The following is a 13,811-nucleotide window of genomic DNA, read 5'->3' on the forward strand; positions in this document are numbered from 1 at the left end:
GGGCGAGCGTCCCGGGTAGGCCGATCACGCGGCCTCCGTACGGTCCGCGGCCATGCCGGCCGCGTCCAGGAGGGCGGTGCCGACGATGAGATCAGCGCCACCGAACTCCGGATCGTCGAGTTCGGTGCCGTCGTCCACGGCGAACAGCAGCCGCTCCTCACCCTGGCGATAGGCCGTGCCGACGGGCGGGCTCGCCGCATGGACGGCCAGGAGGGCGACCAGATAGGGCAGTTCGGGATCGATGGCCCGCGCTTCGGCGAGCAGGCCCGAGAGCCGGCGCGGGGCGTCGTGTTCGAGGTCGAGCAGTTGCAGGGCGCTGGCCAGTTGGTCGTCGCTGAACCGGCTGTCGTCGGGGGTTGCGATGAGATCGGGCTCGGGCATCTCCGCGCCGAGGTGCTCGCGCTCGACGGGCGGGGTGAGCAGCAGGTCGACCAGATCTCCCAGCCTCGCGGACGAGGGGGTGCGCAGTCCGGCGCCCCCGGCGAAGAAGGCGTCCGTGACCCGGATCGCAGACCGGAGCGGGAGCGGCAGCAGCGGTGCCATCAACTGGCCGTAGAGGTCGAGGCCGGTGTGTGCGGTGGGGCGGGCGAACGCCTGTCGGTCCTGCTCGGCGCGGAACAGCGGGCCGGCTTCCAGCAGCCGGGCTTGGAGCTGGGTGTGTCGACGGATGCAGTCCTTGACGATGTCGACCAGTTCGGCGGCGCGGCGCTTGTGCTCGGGCTCCTCGGCCTCGTCTCGCGCCTTGCGGATGTTCGTCAGGATGGCGTTCTCGTGGCGGTAGCGGTCGGCGACGTGATCGAGTGCTTCGGCGATCATGTCGGGCACGGCGTTCAACCAGTCGACGGCACGGACGTTCCTCCGGGTGGACTCCAGCGTGCGCCGAAGGGTTTCGGCGTACTGGACCGTGCGGTAACGGGCCTGCTCGGCGGCGAGTTGGGCATCGGCGAGCTTGCCGCGGCTGATGAGGACCTCCAGCTTGACCTCGGCCGCGATCTGCGCGCTGGTGACGTCGGTGTCGAGGGCGCCGACGAGGACGTTGACCGCTTCGTCGGTGGTGCGGAGATAGACGCCGCCACCGGGGCCGGGTACCTCCTCGATCAGCTTGAAGTCGTAGTCCCTGCGGATGTACGCGCCGTCCGCGCCGAAGGTGCCGTACACGGCGCGGAATCCGCGATCGACACTGCCCACGTTGATCAGGTTCTCCAGGACCCAGCGGGCGACGCGCTCGTGCTCGACCGCAGGTCGCCCGGGTGCCTGTGCGGCCACTCTGGGCAGGAGTCTGGCCACTATCTGGTCGTGGTCGGCGCCGGTGTCGAAGTCCATGTGGAGGGTCACGAGGTCGATGGAGGCGAGGGCCACCTCCGCCATCGAGTAGACCGTGTACTCGCCCGCGAGATTGGCCTTGCGGGTGTCGAGGTCGTGGAGCGGGGCGGTGCAGGCGAGCGCGCGCAGCCGCCGCGCGAGCCCTTCGTCGGCGGCCGGGCCCGGTGCGGGCCGCGGCCCCGCGCTGAGCTGGGGCGGAACGAGGTCCGTCGGGGCTGGCGAAGTCACGCTGCACAGACTAGGTCCTCGCACTGACAACGGTCGAAACGGCGCAGAGCGACCGCTGTCGCCGTTGGAGAACCGGTGAGGGTGGGGGATCGGGTTCGGAAGCCCCCGCCCGGCTGCCGGTGGCTATGCGTCGTCGCCTTCGCCCGCCAGTCGGCCGTAGGTCTCGACCATGCGGGCGCGCGACTCGTGCAGATAGGCGGCGAGCAGCCGTTCCGCCGCGGTCAGGTCGCCGGCCCTGAGGGCTTCCAGTATCGCGCGGTTGCGGACGAGGAAGGGCTGGTGGAGTTCGCGCGGGTTGTCGACCGCGTGGAAGGCGAGCCGGAGTTCGGCCAGCACACTGCGCATGAGTTCGTCGGTGCGGGCGCTGCCCGCGAGGGCGACCAACTCGCGGTGGAAGTGGATGTTGGCGGTGGACACGCCCGTCCAGTCGTGCTCGCGCTCGGCCCGCTCACCGCCGCTGACGGCCTCGTCGAGCCGGTCGAGGGCGTACGGCGGCTCCCCCAGCCCATGGACCACAGCACACTCGACGAGCTGACGGGTGCGGTAGATGTCAACGACGTCCTGAACGGCGAGCATCCGGACGAAGACGCCCCGGTTGAGTTCGTGCACCAGGAGCCGTTCGTGGGTGAGCAGCCGAAATGCCTCCCGCAGGGTATTGCGGGAGACGCCGAGCGCCTTGCCGATGGCGTCTTCGGAGAGCCTCTCACCGGGCGGGAAGTACCCCTCGGCGATACGCGTCCGCAGGATGTCCGCGACCCGCTCGGCCGTGCTCGTGCGCCCCAACAGGGCCCGGTCGTCGGCGAGTCCGCCCGCGCCCGCCGGGCCGGTCGTGGCTGCCGGGCCACTGGAGGTTTTGGCGTGGGCCACCGCGTCACTGCGGCCGAGCGCCTCGGCCCGCTTGCTGCCCGGATCCTTGACGCCCACGACGCCCCTCCCTGTTCGCGTCGACCACCGGGCCGACTGTGGGGTCCCATCGTAGAAGGGGTCCCATCGTAGAACGAAGAACGGGACGACAAACCTCTTGTCGGATCGTTCAACGATCCTCTACCTTAAGGAGCGTTGGTTCCATCGGGGGCACCATCTCTCCTTTTCTGCGAGGTATGGATGAGCACGATTCAGGCAGGGCCGCACCAGGACGATTTACGCGAGGACGGCGGAGTCTCCGGCTTACTGAAAGCGCTTGCTCACCGCCTTCGAAGGCGTGTCCGGCGGCCATGTCCCTCCCTGCGAGGAGCTCTGCCCGACCGACGTGCGGGGCATCAGACAGGGAGTCACCACCAACAGCGGTCGGTGGTGGAGGTCGTTCTTCACGGCCTCGGACGGATTCCTCTCGGACGGCCGGGGAGCGGGCCGCGCTCTCGCTCTGCTCCGCTGACTGCGATCCCGCCGCGCTGGCGCTCGTCGGAGTGCCCGAGGCACCGGGCGAGGAACTGTGGCGAACCAGACCCTGAGTTCCCGCCTGCGGACACCCTTCCCGGGGGCATGTTTCCAAAGACGGTCCGTACGGGCGGCGGTAGCGCGCGGCCCGAGGCCGCGAGAGCAGAGGAGGGGCACATGACCTGGGCGTCCATCGACCTCAACGCCGACCTGGGCGAAGGCTTCGGCCCATGGCAACTGACCGACGACGAGAGCCTGCTGTCCGTCGTCACCAGCGCCAATGTGGCCTGTGGGTTCCATGCCGGCGACGCGTCGACCATGCGGCGCGTCTGCCGGCTCGCGGCGGAGCGGTCCGTACGCATCGGCGCACAGGTCTCCTACCGCGATCTGGCGGGGTTCGGCCGTCGCGCCATGGACGTTCCACCGGATGAACTGGCCGCGGAGATCGCCTATCAGATCGGGGCTCTGGAGGTGTTCGCCCGTGCTGCCGGTGCACGGGTCTCGTACGTCAAACCCCATGGCGCCCTCTACAACCGAGTCGTCCACGACGAGGAGCAGGCCGCGGCTGTCGTGGAAGGCGTACGGCTGACGGGCGAGAGGCTGCCCCTGCTGGGACTGCCGGGCTCCAAGCTGCACGACCTGGCCGAGAAGGCGGGGCTGCCCGCGATATCCGAGGCGTTCGCGGACCGGGCGTACACCGCTGAGGGCACGCTGGTGCCGCGTGGTGAGGAAGGAGCGGTCATCAGTGGAGGACCGGAGGTCGTCGAACGCTCGGTGGGCATGGCGAGGTTCGGTGTGGTGATCTCCCGGTGCGGCCGGTCCGTTCCGGTGCGGGCGCGTTCACTCTGTGTGCACGGGGACACTCCGGGTGCCGTCACGCTGGCACGCCAGGTGCGCAGACAACTGGAGAACGTGGGCGTGCGCGTGGAGTCGTTCGTATGAGGGTCCTTCCCGTGGGTGATCGCGCCCTGCTCATCGAGGTCTCGGACGGCGAGGAGGCCGGGGCCCTCCACGCAGAGCTGCTCAGGCGCCGAGCGAGGGGGGCGCTTCCTCCGGTGGACGAGATCGTGCCGGCGGCACGGACCGTACTGCTCGACGGTCTGGACGATCCCGAGCAGTTGGCGCGCGCGTTGCCCGACTGGGAGATCCCGCCGGTGCAGGCCAGCACGGCAGAGGTGCTGGAGGTGCCCGTACGGTACGACGGCCCGGATCTGGTCGAGGTGGCGGCCCGGTGGAAAGTCACGCCGGACGAGGTCGCCGCGGTGCACTCGGCGGTCGAGTTCCGTGTCGCCTTCTGCGGGTTCGCCCCCGGCTTCGGCTATCTGACCGGGCTGCCGGAAGATCTTTCGGTACCGCGCAGGGCCACCCCGCGCACGACCGTGCCGGCCGGGTCGGTTGCCCTGGCCGGGCCCTACACCGGCATCTATCCCCGTGCCTCGCCGGGCGGCTGGCAGGTGATCGGCCGGACGGACATGGAGCTCTGGGAGCCGGCTCGTCAGCCTGCAGCACTGCTCGCGCCCGGGGCGAGGGTCCGCTTCATCGTGGAGCGACGATGACGGACCGAGCCTTGGCCGTGGTGCGCGCTGGTGCGCTCACCACCGTGCAGGACCTGGGGCGGCCTGGCCATGCCCATCTGGGAGTTCCCCGCTCCGGAGCTCTGGATGGTGACACCGCCCGGCTCCTCAATCGGCTGGTGGGCAATACGGAGGGCTCGGCGGTCCTGGAGACCACGCTCACGGGATGTGCCGTGAGACCGCGGCGCTCAGTGACCATCGCCGTGGGCGGGGCGCCCTGCACGGTCACCGTCGAGGGGCGTCCGGTGGCTTGGGGAGCCCCCGTGCAGGTACCCGCGGGGGCCCTGATCGAGACGGGGTGGGCCCGGGCCGGAGTACGTACATATCTGGCCTTCGATGGCGGTATAGCGGTGGAACGCATACTCGGCAGCCGCTCCACCGATCTGCTGTCCGGGCTCGGCCCACCTCCTCTGACCGATGGGAGTGTTCTCCCCCTCGGCACCGCTACGAGAACTCCCATCCACGGCGACGCCCTGCCCTGGCCTGCGCCACCCCGCGAACTGGTGCTGAGGCTCAGGCTGGGACCACGGGCCGACTGGTTCACCGCCGATGCCCTTGGCACCCTGGCACGCGCCACCTATCGGGTGTCCGGGGCGAGCAATCGCATCGGCCTGCGTACCGAGGGGCCCGCTCTTCGGCGAGCGTGCGGCTCGGAGCTGCCCAGTGAGGGGGTGGTCCTCGGGGCGGTGCAGGTGCCACCGGACGGCCGCCCGGTGGTGTTCCTCGCCGACCATCCGACGACCGGGGGCTATCCGGTGGTGGGGGTGGTCGACGGCAGGGATCTGGGGGCGGCAGCTCAGGCCGCACCCGGCACCCCCATTCGGTTCGTGCCATGGGGGTGAGCCATGTACGAAAGCCCCGACCCAGGGTTCGTGAGAGGAGCCGCACCCGCCCGGCCACACGGTTCTGAACCGCGCCCAAGGCGGTGACCGGCGGCCCGTACCGTCCGATCACCCACATCACGGATGACCTGCTCCGCAGCGTCCCGTCCTGCGACCAACAGCAGAACGGCGACGAGGATCCGCTCCTCGTCATGCTGCGCTCCGCCGGTCGCGCCGAAGTCCGCGAGCAACTGCGCACCCAGGTCTGCTCGGGGTATGTCCAGGACCTCACCGAGCGACTCGATGGCGAGCGGCTCAAGGGTGAGTGTCCTCCTGCTCCCCGTACCCCCCGCCGCCCGGAGTCTCGATGACCAGGACGTCCTCGCGCCCCATCTCGACCGAGTCGACCCCCGCCAACCGGGCCGCCGAGCCGTCAGCGCGCCGCACCCAGTTCCTGCCCAGCGCGCCCGGCCCCCCGCCCGCCATGCCGTACGGAGCCACCCGGCGGTGCCCGGTGAGCAGCGTCGCCGTCATGGGTTCGAGGAAGCGGATGCACCGGACCACCCCCCTGCCGCCGCGCCAGCGACCGGTGCCGCCGCTGCCCTCGCGTACCGCGAAGGAGTCGACCCGCACCGGGTAACGCCATTCCAGGACTTCGGGGTCGGTGAGCCGTGAGTTGGTCATATGGGTCTGCACCGCATCGGCCCCGTCGAAGCCCTCCCCCGCCCCCGAGCCGCTGGCGACCGTCTCGTAGTACTGCACCCGGTCGTTGCCGAAGGTCAGGTTGTTCATGGTGCCCGACCCTTCGGCCTGGACGGCGAGGGCCGCGTACAGCGCACCGGTGACGGCCTGCGAGGTCTCGACGTTTCCGGCCACGGTCGCCGCGGGATAGGAGGGGGCCAGCATCGAGCCCGGTGGCACCCGTACCTCGACCGGCTCCAGACAGCCGCTGTTGAGCGGAATGTCCTCCCCGACCAGGGTCCTCAGAACGTAGAGGACTGCCGCCATGACCACGGAGGTGGGGGCGTTGGCATTGCCCGACCGCTGCGGTGAGGTGCCGGCGAAGTCGAGGACGGCGGAGCGCTCGTCGCGGTTGACGCTTACGGCGATCTGGATGATCGAACCGTCGTCGGTCTCATAGCGGTAGTCGCCCTCGCGCAGTCCGGCGATGATCCGGCGCACGGATTCCTCGGCGTTGTTCCGCACGTGCCGCATGTAGGCGTGTACGACGTCGAGCCCGAACTCGTCCACCGCACGCGCCAGTTCCTCGATGCCCTTCTCATTGGCGGCGATCTGGGCACGGAGGTCGGCGATGTTGACGTCGGGTGCGCGGGATGGGTGGGGGGCTTCGCCCAGCAGCCGACGGGTCTCCCGTTCCCGCAGCCGGCCGTCTCGTACGAGCAGCCAGTTGTCGAAGAGGACGCCCTCCTCGTCGATGGTCCGGCTGAAGGCGGGCATGGAACCCGGGGTGATGCCGCCGATTTCGGCGTGGTGACCGCGCGAGGCCACCAGGAAGCGCAGTTGCCCTTCGGTGAAGGCGGGGGTCACGACGGTCACATCGGGCAGATGGGTGCCGCCGTGATAGGGGTCGTTGATCGCGTAGACATCGCCGGGCCGCATCGTGCCCTCGTTGCGGCGCAGCACCTCCTTGATCGACTCCCCCATCGAGCCCAGGTGTACGGGGATGTGGGGGGCGTTGGCGATGAGATTGCCTTCGGGATCGAACAGGGCGCAGGAGAAGTCGAGCCGTTCCTTGATGTTGACGGAGTGCGCGGTGTTCTCCAGTCGTACGCCCATCTGCTCGGCGATGGCCATGAAGAGGTTGTTGAACACTTCCAGGAGAACCGGGTCGGCGTCGGTGCCCGCGGCGGTTCTCGGTGGCCGGGGTCGTACCCGGGTCACGATCAGTTCGCCGGTGCCCCGGGCCTCGGCCTGCCAGTCGGGGTCGACCACGGTGGTGGCATCGGGCTCGGCGATGATCGCGGGTCCCGTCACGGTGTCCCCGGGGCCCAGCGCCGTGCGGTGGTGGAGGGGCACTCTCCGCACAGCACCCGCCACGTACATGTCGACTCTCGCGTCGGGTGTGACAGCGGTCTGCGTCTCCTGTACGAGCGGTTCGCCGTGCTCGCCTGCGGTGCCCACCGCTTCGACCGAGACCGCTTCCACCACCAGGGATGTGTCCATCGTGAACCCGTAGCGGGTGCGGTGGAGGGCGGTGAAGGACTCGGCCATGGCGGTGGCGGCGTCCAGCGGTACGGGCAGGGCGGTGTCCGTACCGGCGTAGCGGACAAGTACGCGCGTACGGGTGGTGATGGCGGTGTCGGGGAGGTGGTCGGCGGTCAGGTCCGCGTGGGCCTGCTCGGCGAGTTCGGCGCTGAGGGCGCGGACGCGGGCGGTCGTGGTGTCGTCGAGTTCCGCTTCCACGGAGCGTTCGCGCATGGCGGTGGCGTCGGCCAGGCCGATTCCGTATGCGGAGAGGACTCCGGCGAGCGGTGGCACGATCACCGTGGTGATACCGAGGGCGTCGGCGACCGCGCAGGCGTGCTGGCCGCCCGCGCCGCCGAAGGAGTTCAGGGCGTAGCGGGTGATGTCGTGTCCGCGCTGGACGGAGATCTTCTTGACCGCGTGGGCCATGTTGAGCACGGCGATCTCGACGAATCCCTCGGCGACCGCCTCGGGGGTGGGGGCGCTGTCGGTCTCCTCGTCCACCCGCCGGGCGAGTTCGGCGAAGCGTTCCCGTACGGTGTCCGCGTCCAGGGGCTGGTCGCCGTCCGGTCCGAAGACGGCCGGGAAGTGGTCGGGTTGGATGCGTCCGAGCATCACCTGGGCGTCGGTGACGGTGAGCGGACCGCCCCTGCGGTAGCAGGCGGGGCCGGGCGACGCTCCCGCGGAGTCGGGGCCGACCCGGTAGCGGCGTCCGTCGAAGTGGAGGACGGAACCGCCGCCGGCGGCGACCGTGTGGATGCTCATCATGGGCGCGCGCATCCGTACGCCGGCGACCTGGGTGCCCAGTTCGCGTTCGAACTCGCCCGCGTAGTGGGAGACGTCGGTGGACGTTCCCCCCATGTCGAAGCCGATGACCCGGGGGAAGCCGGCTCGGGCTGCGGTGCGGGCCATGCCGACGACGCCTCCGGCGGGCCCCGAGAGCACCGCGTCCTTGCCGCGGAAGTGGGCCGCCTCGCGCAGCCCGCCGTTGGACTGGAGGAACATCAGCCGGATGCCGCGGAGTTCGGTGGCCACTTCGTCCACGTAACGCCGCAGGATCGGCGAGAGATAGGCGTCGACGACGGTGGTGTCGCCGCGGGGGATCAGTTTGATCAGAGGGCTGACCTCGTGGGAGCAGCTGATCTGGGGGAATCCGGCGTCCCGGGCGGCGCTGGCGATGCGCGCCTCGTGCTCCGGGTGCCTGTAGCCGTGCATGAGGACGATCGCAACGCTGTCGAACCCGTCGGCGCGGGCCGCGCGAAGCCGTTCGACGACGGTCGGCAGATCGAGGGGGCGTACGACCGTGCCATGTGCGTCGATGCGTTCGGGGACCTCGATGACGCGCTCGTACACCGCCTCCGGCAAGACGATCTTGCGGTCGAAGATACGCGGGCGGTTCTGGTAGGCGATGCGCAGGGCGTCCTTGAAGCCCTCGGTGATGATCAGGACGGTGGGTTCGCCTGCTCGCTCCAGCAGGGCGTTGGTGGCGACGGTCGTCCCCATCTTGACGACGGTGACGCGGTCGGTGGGCACGGGCGTCCCGGGGGCGAGGTCGAGGAGTGCACGGATGCCTGCGACGGCCGCGTCCGGGTACCGCTCGGGGTCGTGGGAGAGGAGTTTTCGGGTGACGAGCCGTCCGTCGGGACGTTTGCCGACGATGTCGGTGAAGGTGCCGCCGCGGTCGATCCAGAACTCCCAGCGCCCGTTCATCCTCCCATTCTGGCAAGGGGAAGGGCAGGGGACGCGGTGGCGCCCGGCGCATACGGCCAGGTGGAGGGCGTTCGGTGGGCTCGGGTGCGATGTCGGGGGCGCGCTCCCGGGCGTGTCCGCCGTTCCACAGCCATGGGGCCGTGAACAGCGGACACGCCCGGGGAGGACGGTCACGCCCGGGGAAGACGGTCAGACGACGGGTGCGTCCGGGCCGATCCGGCTGCGTACCGCCGTCTGGACTTCGGCTTCCTCGGCCGGGTCGGCGGCCAGTCGGCGCAGTCGTTCGGCGACCCGCACATCGCCGGTCTCGGCGTGCAGCGCTGCGACCTCGCGAGTGGTCTCCTCGCAGTCCCACAGGCATTCGACCGCGAACCCGGTGGGGAAGGAACCGTCCGTCGCGGCCAGTGCACGGGCCGCGCGCCCGCGCAATTGGGAGGAGGCGGTCTCGCGGTAGATGTGACGCAGCACGGGAGCGGCACAGGTGATGCCCAGCCTTCCGCTGCCGTCGACGAGGGTCCACAACATGGGTGCGTCGGGCCCGTCGGTCCGTACGGTCTCGCGCAGGGCGCCGAGGACGAGGGCGTCGTCACTGGCACCGCCTCGGCAGGCGAGGACGCCGGCTGCGGACTTCCCGAGTGCGTCCGGGCGGTGTATCCAGGTCCGCGCCCGGCTCACCACCTCCGGACCGCACATGCGCTCGAATGCCGCGGTCGCGGCTTCGGAGACGGTGCGGGAGCCATGGGAGACCGCGGCCTCGATGAGGTCGAGCACCGCGGGGTCGGACGATTCCGCGAGGTGGTGCAGGGCTGTGCAGCGGGCACCGTCGGAGCCGCTGCGGGCAGCGTCCAGGATGGCGGCGCGGTCGTCAGCGCCGGCGACCGCGGACAGGCAGCGCGCCGCGGGCACGTGCAGTGCGGTGCCGCGCTCCAGACCTTGTTCGGCCCAGTCGAACACGGCTTGCACGCTCCAGCCGGGGCGTGGCCCGGTGGGTCGCATCTGCCGCTGCCATCGGTCGAAGGACCCGGCCTCCTGTGCGGCGCGGATGCGGGGGCCGACGCTCGCGTGGGGGTCTTCCGCCCAGAGGCGCCAGGGGCGTGGCTCGAAGGCGTCCCGGACGGTGGTGGCCAGTTCGGCGTCCCCCTCCGGGGTGCTCGGGAACCTGGCGAGGACGGGGGCCGCGAGTGAGCGCAGTCCTGCGTCGTCGTCGCGCAGGGCGAGTTCGTCGAGCGCCCAGGCCCAGTTGGCACCGCTGCGGACGTAGCGGCGCAGCAGTTGGAGGGCGTCCGCCCTCCCGTACGACGCGAGGTGACCGAGCACTGCGAGGGCGAGGCCGGTCCTGGCCTCGTCGGTGTCGCAGTGGTCGTCCACGTCGCAGAGGTGGCGCTCGATCTCCTCAAGACCGCCGTGGAGATCCAGGTAGAGGCGTGCGTAGTAGAGGGAGCGGTTCTCGACCTGCCAGTCGTGGCGCGGGTCGTGGAGCACGCAGTGGTTGAGGGCGGCGAGCGCCTCGGCGCGGGGGGCCGCGAGCGCGTGCAGCGTGCCGTCGCCGCGGCCTCTCTGCAGCAGGCCGAGCAGCGTGCCGCTCGGCGCTATGACTGGATCAAACATGGGGAAAGCCTCACATCAAGCTCTCGACGCAACCGGGGACTGGGGTGCCTAGGCCGCGCAGCAACATGTAGGGCCGCCCGTGGTCTGCTGCTTGGTGTAGAGCATTTTCCTGCCTCTCGTCGGTGGCCCCAGGGGGGAATTCTCGGTGATGTCCGAGACAGGGCCCGCCGTCATGATGACCCACCCATTTCGCCACCGCGACCACATTTACGACGCCCCTTGCGGACCCGTCCACCAGGGCCGGTCGGCGGGCTCATCGGTTGCCGAACAGCTCCAGAAGCTCTGTCTTCCCAAACATCCGCGCGGTATCCACGGCGGAGGGGGTTCCTGCGGACGGATCGGCTCCGCCGGCGAGGAGCACACGGATCACTTCGTCCTCCCCCTTGAAGACGGCTCCCGCCAGGGGGGTCTGTCCCCGGTCGTTGGGGCGGTCGGGCTCGGCGCCGCGTTCGATGAGGGCTCGGACCGCGGGGGCGTGGCCGTGGTAGGCGGCCAGCATGACGAGGGTGTCGCCGCGGTCGTTGGTGAGGTTGGCGGGGACGCCTGCGTCGATGTACGCGGCGAGGGCCTCGATCTCACCGCGCCGGGCGAGGTCGAAGACCTTGGTGGCGAGTTCGATCACCTCGGGGTCGGGAACCTCCGGGTCGGGAACCTGGGGCTCGGAAACCCTGGGCTCGGACGCCTCGGGGTCGGACGCCTCGGGGTCGGGAACCTCACTCATCGGTTGGACCGCCTCTCTCGTCCCGGCGACCACGGGGTGTGGCCGACTGCGGGTGGCTGACTGCTCGCCTTCCGAGCCCTCCGGCGCCGGGCCGGGACTCCCAGGGCCGAGGGCTCCGGGAGCAGGGGAACAGTCGTACGGACGAACACGTCAGGGTACTGCCCGCAGTGCGAGCCCAGTGAGCCCCTTCGCACTCGGACGCGGGCGCCTGTGGGTCGTCGCCCGGGCACTGTGCCCGCTGACGGCGGAGTGTGCCCCTCGGGAGAGCGTGCGCTCTCCGCCAGTGCAGTGAAATTCAGGGTTTTTCACCCATTTACACCTTTTATCGCATAGATACTTCCTGTGAGGTTGGAAGAACTCGTGGTGACTGTCCCCTTCGACCAGGAGAACCTCATGATCCTTTCCATGTCAGGTGTGGTGCTGCTCGCGATCATCGTCTTCCTCTTCTTCCGCAAGGACGGCCTCAAGGCGTCCCACGCCGTCGTCTGCGCCCTCTTCGGCTTCTTCCTCGCGGGCACCGCCATCGCCCCGAGCATCGAGGCCGGAAGCCAGAGCCTCGCGAGCCTGCTCGGCGGAATCAAGTTCTGACCTCGCCGCCCGACCCGTACCCCCGGCTGATCCCCGTATCCCCCACCCCAGCACCCCCAGGAGAACGACGTGGCCCGGCGACCGCTCCCCCGCATCCTCAGCAGCGGATCCGCGCGGATCACCCGCAGCCGGGAGATCGCCCGCACGGCCGCCGACAGCGCCACCGACGTCCTCCACCCGTTGATCGTCGTCTCGCGCGGTCTGGGGAAGCTGGCGGGGTTGGCCCGACGTAAGTGGAGCGCGACCCCCAAGGACAAACGAGGTCCCACCCTCCTGGTGGTCGCGGGGTGCGGGCTGGCGGTCGCGCTCGTCCCCTACGGACCGGCCATGGCCCTCGTCTCGGTCATGGCCGCGGCGGCCTGGCAGGGGCGAGGGAGCAGCACGGTCAAGACCGGCCCCGACGAAGCCGAGGCCGGTCGGCTCACCGCGCTGTACGAGGCACTCGTGCCCTACTTCTCGACGGCCGACGACCCAGCGCCCCGCTACGCCCACGGCGGTGCCTGGACCGAGGTCTTCCACGACTACGCCTTCGACGACGACGGCCGGCTGACCGGGGTCCGCATCAGCTACCCCGCGTACTTCACCGACGGCGAGGACGAGTCCCGCGCCCGCGTCGAGCAGGTGGTGCACGCCAAGTCGGGCCGCGGACGCGAGTACCGCTTCGTCTGGGACGAGGAGGGCAACGAACTGCTGATGAATGTGCTGCCTGCGCTCTCCACCTCGATCGCGGCCCAGCGGTTCATCACCGTCCCCGGTGAGACGGTGCTGGGTTTCACCGACCCGGGCGCCGTGCAGCGCACCGTGCCCGTGGTGGACGGGGACGAGACGCGCGACGCACCACCCGTGATCTGGCGCACCGGCTCCCGGTCCACCGAACCGCACCTCCTGGCGATCGGCGGCCCGGGCAGCGGGACCACCAATCTGCTGCGGTCCATCGCCCTCCAGGCACTGCCGTACGGAGACGTCCTGATCGTGGAGGGCGCGGGGGCCGGCGAGTACGCCTGTCTCCGGGGGCGTCCCGGAGTCCTCGCCGTCGAATGCGGCCTGAGCGGGGCGCTCGACACCCTCCAGTGGGCCGTCCAGGAGACCGAGCGACGACTCGTCGCCGCGGACCGCGCCCGCCAGGCCGGTCATCCCCTGCCGGATGACATCGGCCGACCGCTGTGGATCCTGGTGGACCGGCCCAGTGTCCTCGGGCACCTGGCCGCGGCCGACGGGCGTCCGGACCCCCAGGAACTCCTCACGGTTCCGCTGCGGCACGGCCGGGGCGCCAGCATCACCGTGGTGGTGGCCGAGCAGTTCGACAGCCTGGAGACCCTCAGCGAGACCGTGTGCTCCCACACGCGTGCCCGGGTCGTCCTCGGGCCGGCCGGCTTCGACGAGATCGAGGCCGTCCTCGGCACGATCCCACCCACCACACCGACCCCCGACGTACCCCCGGGGAGGGGCTATGCGCGGCTCGGGGGCGGGCCGGTGCTGCGTGTCCAGGTGCCGGCGACGCCCGATCCGTTCGACGGTACGACAAGTGACGCGCACCGGCAGGCGGTGCTCGCCCTCCTACCGGAACACCACCAACGCGCGGAACCGGTCACGGCACCGGCGGAGGGCTAGCCCCTGAACCCCGAGAGCTCTTGCCGTCCGTCGGACGCGCGAGGG

The 13,811-nt window shown here is 70.6% G+C and carries 11 protein-coding genes; 6 read left to right on the forward strand and 5 right to left on the reverse strand.

Annotated elements, in window-relative coordinates; genetic code table 11:
• Positions 1 to 24 precede the first annotated feature (24 nt).
• Together ABZ348_RS31350 and ABZ348_RS31355 are read right to left on the reverse strand one after the other, a co-directional pair.
• Positions 25 to 1,551, reverse strand: a complete 1,527-nt coding sequence (locus tag ABZ348_RS31350; RefSeq protein ID WP_358938826.1) for a hypothetical protein — start codon at positions 1,549 to 1,551, stop codon at positions 25 to 27.
• 123 nt (positions 1,552 to 1,674) lie between these two features.
• Positions 1,675 to 2,337, reverse strand: a complete 663-nt coding sequence (locus ABZ348_RS31355) for a GntR family transcriptional regulator (RefSeq protein ID WP_358938900.1) — start codon at positions 2,335 to 2,337, stop codon at positions 1,675 to 1,677.
• A 768-nt stretch (positions 2,338 to 3,105) separates the two neighbouring features.
• Here ABZ348_RS31355 and ABZ348_RS31360 point away from each other — a divergent pair.
• From ABZ348_RS31360 to ABZ348_RS31375, 4 genes are all read left to right on the forward strand, one after another.
• Positions 3,106 to 3,870, forward strand: coding sequence for a 5-oxoprolinase subunit PxpA (locus ABZ348_RS31360; RefSeq protein WP_358938828.1), 765 nt, complete (start codon positions 3,106 to 3,108; stop codon positions 3,868 to 3,870).
• Positions 3,867 to 4,484 carry a 5-oxoprolinase subunit PxpB gene (pxpB, locus tag ABZ348_RS31365; RefSeq protein ID WP_358938829.1) on the forward strand — a complete coding sequence of 206 codons (618 nt, stop codon included), beginning with the start codon at positions 3,867 to 3,869 and terminating at the stop codon, positions 4,482 to 4,484. Before ABZ348_RS31360 ends, pxpB begins: the two co-directional genes overlap by 4 nt.
• The gene (locus ABZ348_RS31370) at positions 4,481 to 5,344 is read left to right on the forward strand and encodes a biotin-dependent carboxyltransferase family protein (RefSeq protein ID WP_358938831.1); all 864 of its coding nucleotides are present in this window, start codon (positions 4,481 to 4,483) and stop codon (positions 5,342 to 5,344) included. Before pxpB ends, ABZ348_RS31370 begins: the two co-directional genes overlap by 4 nt.
• Before the next feature lie 83 nt (positions 5,345 to 5,427).
• Complete coding sequence (locus ABZ348_RS31375) at positions 5,428 to 5,694, forward strand: hypothetical protein (RefSeq protein ID WP_358938833.1); 267 nt, start codon at positions 5,428 to 5,430, stop codon at positions 5,692 to 5,694.
• On the opposite strand, the gene ABZ348_RS31380 is transcribed toward ABZ348_RS31375, so the two are convergent.
• The 3 genes from ABZ348_RS31380 to ABZ348_RS31390 all read right to left on the reverse strand — a co-directional run bounded on the left by ABZ348_RS31380 (position 5,639) and on the right by ABZ348_RS31390 (position 11,567).
• On the reverse strand, positions 5,639 to 9,238 hold the full coding sequence (locus tag ABZ348_RS31380; protein WP_358938835.1) for a hydantoinase B/oxoprolinase family protein: 3,600 nt from the start codon (positions 9,236 to 9,238) through the stop codon (positions 5,639 to 5,641). The genes ABZ348_RS31375 and ABZ348_RS31380 overlap by 56 nt on opposite strands.
• 189 nt (positions 9,239 to 9,427) lie before the next feature.
• On the reverse strand, positions 9,428 to 10,846 hold the full coding sequence (locus ABZ348_RS31385; protein WP_358938837.1) for a HEAT repeat domain-containing protein: 1,419 nt from the start codon (positions 10,844 to 10,846) through the stop codon (positions 9,428 to 9,430).
• A gap of 253 nt (positions 10,847 to 11,099) precedes the next feature.
• Positions 11,100 to 11,567 (reverse strand): ankyrin repeat domain-containing protein, encoded by a 468-nt coding sequence (locus ABZ348_RS31390; protein WP_358938839.1) that lies wholly within the window; start codon positions 11,565 to 11,567, stop codon positions 11,100 to 11,102.
• A 393-nt stretch (positions 11,568 to 11,960) separates the two neighbouring features.
• Between ABZ348_RS31390 and ABZ348_RS31395 the strand changes: the two genes are divergently transcribed.
• Positions 11,961 to 12,155, forward strand: coding sequence for a hypothetical protein (locus ABZ348_RS31395; protein ID WP_329015719.1), 195 nt, complete (start codon positions 11,961 to 11,963; stop codon positions 12,153 to 12,155).
• 69 nt (positions 12,156 to 12,224) lie between these two features.
• On the forward strand, positions 12,225 to 13,766 hold the full coding sequence (locus ABZ348_RS31400; RefSeq protein WP_358938841.1) for a hypothetical protein: 1,542 nt from the start codon (positions 12,225 to 12,227) through the stop codon (positions 13,764 to 13,766).
• Positions 13,767 to 13,811: the final 45 nt, after the last annotated feature.

Source organism: Streptomyces sp. NPDC005963, assembly GCF_040638655.1.
Taxonomy (GTDB): domain Bacteria; phylum Actinomycetota; class Actinomycetes; order Streptomycetales; family Streptomycetaceae; genus Streptomyces.

Coding starts and splice junctions, on each gene's coding strand:
- ABZ348_RS31360 (WP_358938828.1), top strand. CDS start 3,106: ATGACCTGGGCGTCCATCGACCTCAACGCCGACCTGGGCGAAGGCTTC.
- pxpB (WP_358938829.1), top strand. CDS start 3,867: ATGAGGGTCCTTCCCGTGGGTGATCGCGCCCTGCTCATCGAGGTCTCG.
- ABZ348_RS31370 (WP_358938831.1), top strand. CDS start 4,481: ATGACGGACCGAGCCTTGGCCGTGGTGCGCGCTGGTGCGCTCACCACC.
- ABZ348_RS31380 (WP_358938835.1), bottom strand. CDS start 9,238: ATGAACGGGCGCTGGGAGTTCTGGATCGACCGCGGCGGCACCTTCACC.
- ABZ348_RS31385 (WP_358938837.1), bottom strand. CDS start 10,846: ATGTTTGATCCAGTCATAGCGCCGAGCGGCACGCTGCTCGGCCTGCTG.
- ABZ348_RS31390 (WP_358938839.1), bottom strand. CDS start 11,567: ATGAGTGAGGTTCCCGACCCCGAGGCGTCCGACCCCGAGGCGTCCGAG.
- ABZ348_RS31395 (WP_329015719.1), top strand. CDS start 11,961: ATGATCCTTTCCATGTCAGGTGTGGTGCTGCTCGCGATCATCGTCTTC.